Here is a 12539-nt window from a genome sequence, read left to right on the forward strand (position 1 = left end):
CTGAAAACTCTTTAATGTATTACGTACCACGAAAATGGCGAATCTTTTTTGCCTAAAATCTTATGAATGATATTCCGTTTATATGAATACAAAACATCAAAATGTTGGACTAAATTTTTGTTGTGATGATGATAATTCGCTGCCATTTCTGGAACACCTAGTTTGGTATAATATGCTTTTGTGCGTTCTTTTGCGGCAGGAATTTCAGAAGCTTCATAAAAAGGACTGTCTATAATATGAATTTCTCCTTTTGGCTTTAAAAACGATTTCAACAACGTTATTAATCCTTCAAAATCTTTAAAATATTGAACAGCACCATTTAATGTAATGACATCAAATTTCGCTTCAAACTGTTCGGAAACTTTGAAAATATCTGCGTAGACAAAATGTAAATTCTCTTTACGAAAAATGCGCGCTGCTTGTTCTAATTCTTCACGATTTACATCTAAACCAATCACTTGATTTTTTTCAGAAACTTCCGCAATTGTATTTGAAAACCAACCATTTCCACAACCAATATCCAAAATTTGCAAGTCATTATTTTTACAAGCAATATAATTCACAAAACGTTCTGTAGATTTTACTCGAAAAACCCATTCATTACGTTGTAAATAAGGTAATTGTCTAACTTCTGCATCTGTCAAAATACGATTTTCTTTTTCGCGCACAGCGAGATAATGCTTTGAAAAATTAGCATTTTCAGGCGTCAAATAATAAACGTTCTCTTGTTGTATGATGTGACTAAAATCTAGCATTATTTATATAATTTCATTGCAGTTTGCGCTAGAAGCGATTTCGTTTTCAGCTTTGCAGCAATAATCAAATTTCTATTTTTTCCTTTAAGAATTTCCTTGTTATAATTTACTTCATTGACAATTCGCCGAACGGCAAAATCATAAAATTTTCTTGAATACGTTCGGGTAAAATCAATGTCACGATCCGTTGAAGTATTCCATTCAGGTTGCACCGTAATTTTATCTTCAATTTCATTATACAACGAAGTTCCTTTAATTGGATACGCAATTGTAATTGTAAAATGTGTCGGATTTGCCGCTTTTAAATACGCAATCGTTTCGTTGATATCTTGTTCGTCTTCGCCAGGATACCCAACCATAATAAACGTTCCTGTTTCAATACCAAGTTTGTTCGTTTTCTGAATCGCTTCTTTTACAACATTCACATCTACACGACGATCCATTGCGTCAATAATTTTCTGCGAACCGCTTTCTGCGCCAATCCAAATTCGGAAACAACCAGCTTCTTTCAGTAATTGTAAAATATGATCGTTCAAACGTTCGGCGCGCGTGATACATTCAAACGGAATTATGGCATCTTGTTTTATCACTTCTTCATGAAAACTTTCAATCCATTTAAAGCTTACGCTGAATACATCATCTACAAACCAAATTCCATCAGGATTGTACGTTTCTTTCAACATTTTTAATTCGGCAGCGACCATATTTGCAGGTCTTCTTCGGTAACTTTGCCCGTAAACTGCCGTGCTACACCATTTGCACGTATACGGACAACCGCGTTGTGTACTTACCGTCATCGAACTTTGTCCGTGATGTGTTTTCCATGTTTCTAAATATTTTTGAACAGGAATTGCAGCTCTATTTGGCAATGGCAATTCTTGTAAACTTTTCATTTTTACGCGTGGCGGCGTTTTTTTGACTTCATCATTTTCTAAATACGCAATTCCTGTAATTTCATGTATATCGGAATCATTTTCAATTGCTTGATACAATTCTAATGTTGTTTGTTCGCCTTCGCCAATAATCAAATAATCAACGCCTGTATTGAGGTAATTTTCACAATTATACGTAATATCTGGTCCGCCCAAAATAATTTTTGGAAAACCGTATTTCTTGTCTGTTTTTAGAATATTTACCAACTTGATTACGTTGATTTTTGTCATCAAATTAGCGTAAATCGCAATAGTTTTTGGTTGCTTTTCTTCAATAAAAAGGAGTTGATCTTTTTTAGAATAAAATGTAGAGTCATACACATGATTTTCTACTTTATGTTCATTCAAATACGAAGAAATATATAATAAACCCAACGGCGCATACGGACGCATGATGCTTTGTTCTTTCTCATCTTCAAAAAGATAATATGTGTGTGTGAGAATGATGCTCATTTTGTCGCTGTTCGCTCTTTTGTTAATTTGTTGATTCGTGGGTTTGTTTCAACATTGTAAATATAAAGATGTTTTGATGACTTCTAAAGTGTAATGTTGTGTATTTCCTTATTTATAATATAGTTATATACAATTCTGAAAAAGAGTTGAACAACAGTAATAATAACTAGATAAATGTTGAATTTCAAATAAACAAATAAACAAATAAACAAATCAACAACCCAGCTCAAGTTCAATCAAAAAATGATCTGCGTATTTTGCTAATGCAGAAGCTGTTAAAATGGAATCTAATCCTTTGAAAATGTTTAACATCGGAAATTTAGCTACAAATGACTGTTCTAAGTACGATGGCGGAATTGTGACACCAATCGGTTTTATCTTTTTTGTTGTGTAAAATTTGTTCGCTATGGCGGAAATATCTTGTGGGTTGTAATACCAAGTTTCTACGCCAACGCCATCAACATTGGCAACAACGCTTTTTGTGGTGTTTCTGCGATTTGCTTTCGTTTTGTCTCCTTTTAAGGTAAAATAGAAACGTTCCCAAAGGCAATTTTTAGGCATTAAAACCAAGACTAATTTTCCGTTTGGAAGTAGTAAATCGCTTGTTTTTTTTATGAAATCGTGTAGCTGTTCGTGCGATAAACAATTAATTCCACCAAAATCAGAGAAAATTAAATCGAATTTTTTGTCAAAAGTGTTCTCTGTAATTGTATTGATATCTTGAACTTTAAATTCTAAGTTTTTTGGATGATTTTTTGCTTTCGCGATTGCAATCATTCCTTCTGAAATATCTGTTGCAATTACATCATGATTCATCGCTGCAAACGAAATTGCATCTGCGCCAGTTCCACAATTTAATTCTAAAATGGATAGTTTTTTCTCTTGTGAAATGATTGGATTTATATACTTAAATACCAACTTTCGTTGCGCTTTTCCAATGTTTGAATACGTGAAAATATCATCATATAATGGCGCGGCTACATCAAAATCGCTATGCATTGGTAGGTTTCATGTTTTTAAGTTGAATTTTATCTAAAAATGCTGATGGAACATAATATCCAAAAAGCAACATTGATCGTACTTGTGTTTTTGTAACTGAAAATGGATTTTTGAAGAATTTCTTAAAGTTTTCTATCGCTTGACTTTTACGATATTCTTTATGAACATATCGTTGCAATTTTCTATAAAACTCCGTACTGAATGTTCCGTTAAACATCATTGCTAAATCGTCAGAATCTGTCCAATTGGCTTTTAGTTGTAAATCGTCTTTTACTTTGTCGTAAAATTTAGTTCCTGGAAGCGGATACGAAACCGAAATTCCAATATTATCAGGAACCAATTCTTTTATCATATCAATTGTCTTCTGAATATCTTCTTTGGTTTCTTCCAAATATCCAAATTGAATGAAGAATGCCACACGCACATTTTTTGCTTTCAACAAACGTGTCGCTTCATAAATTTGCTCCACTTTGGTTTCTTTGTCCATTGCGTCCAAAATAGCTTGCGAACCACTTTCTGCACCAACCCAAACTTCTTCCAAACCACTTTCTGCCAACGCATCAATGGTATCTTCTTTCAATAATAAATCAACACGACTTTGTATGTAATACGAAATAGAAAGTTGTGCTTTTTTAAGTTCAATATTAAAATTTTGAACCCAATTCGGCTTTAAACCAAAAATATCATCACACATCCAAAAACGGTTTACACCGTAGGTTTCACTCAAATATTTTATATGTTTTGTGATATATTCGGGAGAATGTGAGTTATACCGATTTCCATAAATTGGTTTTGCACACCAATTACATTTAAACGGACAACCACGTGTTGTTGCCATATTTAGCGTGAATTCATTTCCGCCGTTTTCCCAAATCTTTCGGTAGGATTCTACATCAATTAAATCCCAAGCTGGCATTGGTAATTCGTCCAAATCGCGCAAAACTGCATGTTTCGGATTCTTTATAATTTCTCCGTTTTTCTCGAAAACGAGTCCTTTTATGGAATCTGTATTTTCATTGTTTGATAATGCATCAACCAATTCCTTTAACGAAATTTCGCCTTCTCCTTGAATGACAAAATCTGCGCCAGCTTCTAAATATTTTTCATAATGATCTGTAGAATCTGAACTACAAACAATGATGTTACAATTGAGTTTTTTAGCAATTTTAATCATTTCAAAAGCGGCTTCACGCATTGTGGTTAAGCACATTTTTGTCAAATAATTAAAGCCATCATCATACAAAACAAATGTTTTCGGTGTGTGTTTTTCTAAGTATGGTTGAATCGTTTTTGGATCGTCTAATAAATTCGCGTCAAACACACCAACTTTATAACCGTTTTCACGCAAATACGAAGCTGCATACAAAGTTCCCAATGGCGGATATGGTGTTTGATTTTTCCATTGTTTGGAATCAAACTTATAATAATACGAATGTGAAAAAACAACATCAAGCATGTTTTTCGGGATATTTCAAATTATATTGTTTGATAACTTCATTGTAACGTTCTTCAAGACGCGTCGTTACTTTATTTTGATAATTTTGTGGATGATGTTTAGAAACATGTCTCGTAGATTTCATAGCAATATCAAAATCTTCTTTTTCCAAATGTTTGAACTTCTTAATCCACTTTTTTAGTGTTATTTTTTGTAAAAACTTGTCTAATTTCAATCCTAAAGAACCATTGAAAATTTTTTGAATCAACTTAGATAAAGCACTTTTTTCCGTATCTCGTATTGTACTTGTCTTTGTAGTTGGTTTATTAGGAAAATAAGGTAATGCCCAAGTATTTTCTTTTAAGAAAGCTTCAAAAGTAGCTGTGCCATATAGCGGAATTAGTGTTGCAATTTCGGTTGCTGTAAATAAATTTTGTTCAGCAATTTCTAACTTATCAGTACTAATAAAATAATTTACGCAAAAATACTTCTTTGAGTTTAATAAGAATACTTTTTTGTAGAGTACTAATAATGTTCTGGCAATCCACAAACGATTTGGTTTTGTGATAATAAAAAAGTCAAAATCACCATCGTCATCATAAAAACCTTTTGATAATGCGCCAGATAAACACACACCTTTTACATACGGAAATTTCGCTATTCTTTTGGAAACTTTTATCGCTTTTGGCATAATGTTTCGCGCCATTTCATTTCCTTTCAATCTACGTTCTATACGATCAGAATCGTTTACATCAATATAAAAACCATCAAAATTAAAAATCACACCTTTGTCCAATAGTAAATCAATTTCACTATCAATTTCTTTTTGATTCGTATTGTTAGAGAATTGAAAAATCTCAGTTCTCGTTAACGGATACTTGAAAAGGGAAAAATATAATATGGTTTTTAGGGCACTCACGTAGTATAGGTTTTGCTACCAAAAGTACTTAAAATTCTAGTTTTTTGAAGTGCTATTTCTAATTAAAAACGACTGAAACCACAATTAATTCTACAAATAAGTGTTAATGTTTACGTAAAAGTAAATTAGATTTTGTCAACTTTCTTACATTTATAACAATCAATCAACCAAAAAACGACTCATGAAACCTTTCCTGTTTTTATGTATAGGATTTTTGTGTTTTCCCCTTTCGGGAATTTCGCAAGAAGCAACCAACACCATTCCCAAAAGAATTTACACCACAAATACCGTTAAAGGCGAATCGCCAAAAATTGATGGAATCCTAGATGATACTAGTTGGAATTCTGTTGAATGGGCAACCGATTTTATAGAAAATAGACCTGACGAAAATACGCCGCCAACTGAGCAGACAAAGTTTAAAATTATGTACGACGCAAAGTTTCTATATGTTGCGATTCGTGCTATTGATTCAAATCCTGATAAGATTGTAAAACGCTTGTCGCGTCGTGATGGTTTTGATGGCGATTGGGTCGAAATTAATATAGATAGTTACCACGATTTACGTACAGGTTTTTCGTTTACCGTAACTGCGGCTGGCGTAAAAGGAGACGAATTTATTTCGAATAACGGTAATAATTGGGACGGAAGTTGGAACCCGATTTGGTATACAAAAACTAATGTTGATAGCGAAGGTTGGACAGCCGAAATGAAGATTCCGTTGAGTCAATTGCGTTTTGGAAAAAGTGCAGCACAAGTTTGGGGATTGCAAGTGCAACGCCGATTTTTTAGAAAAGAAGAACGTTCTACATGGCAACGAATTCCGCTTGATGCGCCAGGTTGGGTAAGCGAATTTGGAGAATTGCACGGTTTAAAAAATATAAAGCCACAGAAACAAGTAGAAATTCAACCGTATATAGTGACAAAATATGATACATATCCTGAAGAAGCTGGAAATCCGTTTCGTGATGGAAATGATTTTAAATTAAATGGCGGAATAGATGGAAAAATTGGAGTAACGAATGATTTGACATTAGATTTTACCATAAATCCAGATTTTGGACAAGTAGAAGCCGATCCGGCAGCAATTGCGTTGGATGGTTTTCAGATTTTCTTTCAAGAACAACGACCGTTTTTTGTGGAGAATAAAAACATCTTCGATTACCAATTTGCTAACGGACAAGATAATGTGTTTTATTCCAGACGAATTGGACGAAGTCCGCAAGGTTTTCCAAATACAACAAGCGGCGAATTTGTAGATCAACCAAAAAATTCAACCATTTTAGGCGCAGCAAAATTTAGCGGGAAAACTAAAAATGGTTGGTCTATTGGAGTTTTGGAAAGTGTGACAGGAAAAGAATTTGCCGAAATTGATAACAACGGAACCCGAAGAGAAGAATTGGTTGAACCATTTACAAATTACTTTGTCGGGCGTTTGCAAAAAGATTTTAATGAGCGAAATACATATGTTGGTGGAATTTTTACCGCGACAAATAGACGTTTGGAAGACAATCTTAATTTTCTCCACAAATCTGCATATACAGGCGGATTAGATTTTAAACATAATTGGAAAGATAGAACGTTTTACGCAGAAGGAAACCTCGTTTTAAGTCATGTGCAAGGAAGTAAAGAAGCGATTGCAGGCACGCAACAATCATTGACACATTTGTTTCAACGTATTGATGCTGGACATGTTGATGTTGATTTGAATAGAACTTCGCTGACAGGAACTGGCGGAAAGTTTGAAGCCGGAAAAGCTGGTGGCGGAAATTGGCGTTATAACGCAGGAATTATTTGGCGTTCGCCAGAATTGGATTTGAATGATGTTGGTTTTCTGCGGCAAGCAGATGAAATACGTCAATATGCAATTGTTCGGTATCAAACGACAAAATCGGTTGGAAAATTTAGAAGGATTTCTGCAGGGTTTTCACAATTTACAACCTATGATTTTGAAGGAAACTACAATAGAATTCAATATGAATTTAGCGGAAATATGCAGTTTCAAAATAATTGGTGGATTGATTTTGGCGGCGCGCACAAACCACGAATTTTTATCAATACATTTTTACGCGGCGGTCCACGTTGGCGTTTTTCAGAAGAAAATTTTGGATATTTTGCATTTGGAACCGACGAACGAAAAAAGTTGCGTACAAGCTGGAACGTTGTGTATTCGCAAGCAAAAGAGAATAATTTTAGCTTTTTTGAAATCGGCGCTGATGTGACATATCAACCAACTGATGCAATGCGAATTTCTATCAATCCGTCGTATAATAGAAACCCGAATAAAACACAATATGTAACTCAAGCAGATAGTAACGGAACAACGCGTTATATTTTGGGGAGTATTGATAATCAGACGTTGAGTGCGTCAATTCGGTTCAATTATACGATCAATCCAAATTTATCAATTCAGTATTACGGACAACCTTTTGTATCTATCGGAAGATATAAAGATTTTAAATATGTGACCAATTCGATTGCAGATAATTTGAACGATCGTTTTTATCAATATCAACCGAATGAAATTACGTTTGATGCAGCTTCAGATTCTTATTTGGTTGATGAAGATACAAACGGAAACGTAAATTATTCTATTGGAAATCCAGATTTTGCTTTTGTGCAATTTCGCTCGAATTTAGTGTTGCGTTGGGAATATATTCCCGGTTCCGAATTATTCTTAGTTTGGTCGCAAGGAACCACGGGTTTTGGAAATGTGAAAGATCATTTGCTGCGAAGTTTGGATACTCAAATTTTAGGACAACAGCCTGAGAATATCTTTTTGATGAAGTTTACGTATCGATTTGTGTTGTAGTTTATTTTAATCGTGCCTGCAACTCAGGAATAATGTTTGTGTATGAACGCAACACACGATCCCATTCTTTAAATAATTCATCGCGTTTTACGCTAGTAATTGGCATTCTAGATTGCTCACTAACTAGCTTGACTTTAAAAACTAATGGATCGTCAGAAGATTGTTTTATAATAATTCGAGTTCTAACAGTATTTTGCTTAAATGTTTTAGCCGACCAAGCTGTTCGTAAATAACCAGTTTCTTTATCGGTCATTTCAATAACATCTATATAAGAGAGTACAATTTGGTTGATGAGACGCCAAGCTTTGGTTTTAGTTATTTTTTCGCATTTGAGTTCAATGTCTAAGTTTGCAATATCTGTTTGTTCTGAAGCATCGAAAGAATCATCTCTTTTAAGTTCTAAATAGTATGATTTAGGCGGTTTAGGGAAATTTCTTTTATTACAAAACTCGATTTTCTCTGTTAAGAAACCAATTTTTTTTACAATTACCACAATACAGTCTTTTCTTGGAATTACTAGTTCCATATTGCCTTTTCCTAATAATTTTCCATTGACAAAAATTTCCGCATCATTTTCAGAACAACCAAACTCGATTTTTCGTTTCCCTAAAGTTTCTGCATATTGTTCAGTTGCATATTGCGGAAGCGTAAATAATATTAAAAAGAAACTCAGTACTAGACTTTTTTTTGACATGACAAGTAGTTTTAGTAGTTTGTACCAAATAAACTTCAAAATGACCGACTAAATTCGTTTCTATTTCCTTTATATTTTAATATAAAATAGAACCGTAACTAAGGCTATGCTTACATTTTCTATTTCATCTAAAAAAAATATAATTCAAATTTTGTATCAATTATTTTAAAATTCAATTGGTATTACTAATGTAGTATCAAATTAAAATAAAAAAAATACCTAGTATTAGGTATTAGGTATTAGGTGTTCGCCGGAAAAATGTTGGTTTTAAGATAATTTTTTCAACGCATAGTTTACCAAACCTGTATTGCTTTTGATTCCGAGTTTTTTGTGAATATTTTTTCGATGTGTATCAATCGTGAATTTGCTAATTTTGAGTTGTTGCGCCATTTCTATGGTTGTGCGTCCTTTGGCGAGCAATCTTAGAATTTCTTTTTCTCTTCTAGTAAGCGTTCCTTCAATAGTGACGCTCTTTTTTTTGAACCAATGTTGAATTTCTTTGGGAAGATTTTCACTGATATAATATTCACCTTTTGTTACGGTATGAATGGCTTGAATTAGTGTTGCTTTTTCAACATTTTTGGTCACATAACCTTTTGCGCCAGCTTCTAACATTTCAATGACATCAACACTTTGATCAAACATACTTAAGGCGAGTACTTTTATTTTCGGAAAGTTTTTGTAGAGCATTTTAGTTACAGAAACGCCATCTAAAATAGGCATTCTGATATCTGTTAAGACAACATCTGGAATTAATCCATCTTCAATAAGTTTGTATAAAACCAAGCCGTTATTGGCTTCTCCAATGATTGAAATTCCTATTTCGTTGACTAAAATAGATTTGATTCCGTCGATGAATAATTGATGATCGTCTGCTATAATGATGTTTACGTTCATAGCGGAATGTTTAAAATGATAGTCGTTCCATTTCCTTCTGATGCATCTATAAATAAGTCTCCTTTTAACTTTTCGATGCGTTTTTCAATATTAATCAACCCAATGCCTGAAACTTTTTTTGTGATGTTGAATCCTTTTCCATTATCTTCTACAACAATATTTAGCATGTTATTTTCTTCCGAAAACTGTATCGTTGCTTCTGTAGCATTTGCATGTTTTATAATGTTGGTAAGCAATTCTTGTATGATTCTAAAAAGTTGTATTTCTAAGGTGTTTTCGAGACGTTTTTTTACATCAATATTAATGACATCAATGTGTAGTTTTTTCGTTTCCGAGATTTGTTTGGCAATCGCTTTTGTAGATGGAATCAATCCTTTATCTATGCGAGCACCGAAGTTTTTATTTTTAGAAATGTTTCTAATTTCGACATATGTAGTATCTAAAAGCTTTTTGATTTTATCATAATATGCCGTAAAATCTTCTTTATCATCATAACTTTCCATGTATAGTTTTAACGTCGCGACTTTGCTTCCTAAATTATCATGCAAATCGGCAGCCATATCCATGCGTTCTTTTTCTTGTGCGTCCAAAATGGCGTCAATTCCTTCTAATTCTTTTGTTTTTAATAATTGATTGAATTCTTGTTCTTTAATCGTTAAACTTTGTGCTGTGATGATACGTTTCTTCTTTGCATTTTTAAGCAGAATATATATAATAAATAAGGAAATTAGTAGAATACCTAAAGCTGCAAAGAGTAGATTTCTATTCTGTTTTCTTTTATGATTTGCCTCTGAATTGTCAGATTGTAATTGAATAATTTCCTTCTCACTTTTCGCTGTTTCATATTTAGTTTGAATCTCTAGAATTGTCTTTTGATTTTCCACACTCAGCAAACTATCATTCAATATTCTAGCTTTTTCAGAAAAATACAATGCTTTTTTTGTGTCGTTTAACCCTTCATAAGCACTTTTTAAATACGTATAAACGAGTGTTAATTGTTTTCCTTTTATGACAGGTTTTGCTCGTTCTAAATAGGAAATCGCTTTTTGGTATTCTTTATTCTTGAGATAAATAAATCCTAGATTACTCTCTGTAATTTCAATTCCTGATTTAAGGTTGAGTTCATTTTTTAATTGATATGCTTTTTCAAGATATTCCTTAGCTCTTTGCGATTCACTTTCCAGATAAATGTTTCCTAAGTTGTTGTAAATTAATGATAAAGAACGTTTGTCATTTAAGTTCTTAGCGAGCGTTTCTGCTTTTGTGTAATATCCGATCGCTTTTATAGTATCGCCTTTTTTAAAGTATTGTGTTGCTAAATTTGGGAGTGTAATCAATTGAAATTGCACAAAATCATTGTCATTGAAAATCTGAAGTGCTTTTTCGCTGTATTCAATGGCTTTGTCATAATTCTCTAATTCTGCAAATGCGCTGGCAATATTGCTATAACATTTGGCGGCATTTAATTCATCTTTATTTTTCTCAAAAAAAGAAGCACTTTCTGTGAGAATTTTTATAGTTTTCTCATAATTCCCTTGTCGTAATGAAATCGCACCTAAGCTAATATTGATAATTGCAACACGATTGCTATCGTTCAATTTCGACAATAATCCTTTTGAGTTTTCAAAGTAGATAGTTGCAGAATCCAAATTTCCTGTAAAAAAATGTAAACGTCCAATTTCGTTATTGGTTTCCGCATGTAATGAATCATTCGTAGAAAAAAGAAATGCTTCAAAAGCGTATGATTTTGCTTTTGATAAATCGACACGTTCATATAATTTTGCTAATTGAAGCTTTATTTTAGCACTTTCATAACGATCTGTTGCTGCATGTAAGGATTGTTTTAAGGAATCTATTTTTGGAGTTTGTCCGAGTAGTACGAATGGAAACAGCAATACGAATACAAGCAGACTTCTCATAAAAATGGCGGTTGGTTACTTCAATATACGGATTGTTTAGAAGTTATTCGGTTGTTTTTCAGTGTGTTTTGCGTTTTGAGAAATATATCTAGCGCAAGCACATAAGAATTTTACGCTTGCGCTAGAAGAGATAATTGAGTAATATCTTATTTACAATAATATCCAAAATCAGAAACAAATACGACTCTTGGATAGCGTTTTGCCATTCTTGCTCTAACGCTCGGCAAATCTTGTGCTGTTCCAAAACGCCAATATCCGCCAGCATCTTTTGCGCGTTTAGAATATACGCCTAATTTACTTTTGTAATACGCTTCTACATGTTCTCTAAATTGACTTCCTATGCCAGATTGCCAGCCATAACGTCCGTTTTCAGAACAATTGGTGCTTTTTATTGAGCCAATAAACATGACTTGTACAGAATTCAAATGATTTTGTTTCTTAGCGTCATAATTTACCCAATACATTGCATACGGATAATAGCTAATTGTCTTTTTTTGTGCAAAACTATTCGTGATAAATAGAAAGCACCCAAGCAACAATGCGATTTTTACAATACGTCTACTTTTCATAATATGGTGATTTATAAGTTTGATAGTATAAAAGTAAGCAGCGTTTTGCCTTTTGGATATACCTAATGCTAGGTATCAGGTTTTTGGAATTAGTGTAGTGTGTTTTTGATGGAAAAGGATATTTGTACTTGGATAGACTCAGTAGGATTAATTGGGAA

At 33.2% G+C, this 12539-nt stretch carries 10 protein-coding genes; 1 reads left to right on the plus strand and 9 read right to left on the minus strand.

Annotated elements, in window-relative coordinates:
- Positions 1–11: 11 nt before the first annotated feature.
- The 5 genes from IMCC3317_RS17055 to IMCC3317_RS17075 form a co-directional block, all read right to left on the minus strand.
- A complete protein-coding gene (locus tag IMCC3317_RS17055) occupies positions 12–755 on the minus strand; it encodes a class I SAM-dependent methyltransferase (protein ID WP_160130694.1) in 744 nt (247 codons plus the stop codon).
- The gene (locus IMCC3317_RS17060) at positions 755–2140 is read right to left on the minus strand and encodes a B12-binding domain-containing radical SAM protein (protein ID WP_160130695.1); all 1386 of its coding nucleotides are present in this window, start codon (positions 2138–2140) and stop codon (positions 755–757) included. Before IMCC3317_RS17060 ends, IMCC3317_RS17055 begins: the two co-directional genes overlap by 1 nt.
- A gap of 213 nt (positions 2141–2353) precedes the next feature.
- A complete protein-coding gene (locus IMCC3317_RS17065; protein ID WP_160130696.1) occupies positions 2354–3139 on the minus strand; it encodes a class I SAM-dependent methyltransferase in 786 nt (261 codons plus the stop codon).
- Complete coding sequence (locus tag IMCC3317_RS17070) at positions 3132–4595, minus strand: B12-binding domain-containing radical SAM protein (RefSeq protein ID WP_160130697.1); 1464 nt, start codon at positions 4593–4595, stop codon at positions 3132–3134. Before IMCC3317_RS17070 ends, IMCC3317_RS17065 begins: the two co-directional genes overlap by 8 nt.
- Complete coding sequence (locus IMCC3317_RS17075) at positions 4588–5493, minus strand: nucleotidyltransferase domain-containing protein (RefSeq protein ID WP_160130698.1); 906 nt, start codon at positions 5491–5493, stop codon at positions 4588–4590. Before IMCC3317_RS17075 ends, IMCC3317_RS17070 begins: the two co-directional genes overlap by 8 nt.
- A 181-nt stretch (positions 5494–5674) precedes the next feature.
- Between IMCC3317_RS17075 and IMCC3317_RS17080 the strand changes: the two genes are divergently transcribed.
- Complete coding sequence (locus tag IMCC3317_RS17080; RefSeq protein WP_160130699.1) at positions 5675–8302, plus strand: DUF5916 domain-containing protein; 2628 nt, start codon at positions 5675–5677, stop codon at positions 8300–8302.
- A gap of 1 nt (position 8303) precedes the next feature.
- On the opposite strand, the gene IMCC3317_RS17085 is transcribed toward IMCC3317_RS17080, so the two are convergent.
- From IMCC3317_RS17085 to IMCC3317_RS17100, 4 genes are all read right to left on the minus strand, one after another.
- Positions 8304–8996: a hypothetical protein gene (locus tag IMCC3317_RS17085; protein WP_160130700.1), complete on the minus strand. Its 693-nt coding sequence runs from the start codon at positions 8994–8996 to the stop codon at positions 8304–8306.
- 267 nt (positions 8997–9263) lie between these two features.
- Positions 9264–9893, minus strand: a complete 630-nt coding sequence (locus IMCC3317_RS17090; protein ID WP_160130701.1) for a response regulator — start codon at positions 9891–9893, stop codon at positions 9264–9266.
- Complete coding sequence (locus tag IMCC3317_RS17095) at positions 9890–11812, minus strand: tetratricopeptide repeat-containing sensor histidine kinase (RefSeq protein WP_160130702.1); 1923 nt, start codon at positions 11810–11812, stop codon at positions 9890–9892. Before IMCC3317_RS17095 ends, IMCC3317_RS17090 begins: the two co-directional genes overlap by 4 nt.
- A gap of 146 nt (positions 11813–11958) precedes the next feature.
- Positions 11959–12381, minus strand: a complete 423-nt coding sequence (locus tag IMCC3317_RS17100) for a hypothetical protein (RefSeq protein ID WP_160130703.1) — start codon at positions 12379–12381, stop codon at positions 11959–11961.
- Between the last annotated feature and the right edge of the window lie 158 nt (positions 12382–12539).

The sequence above is a fragment of the Kordia antarctica genome, from assembly GCF_009901525.1.
GTDB lineage: Bacteria > Bacteroidota > Bacteroidia > Flavobacteriales > Flavobacteriaceae > Kordia > Kordia antarctica.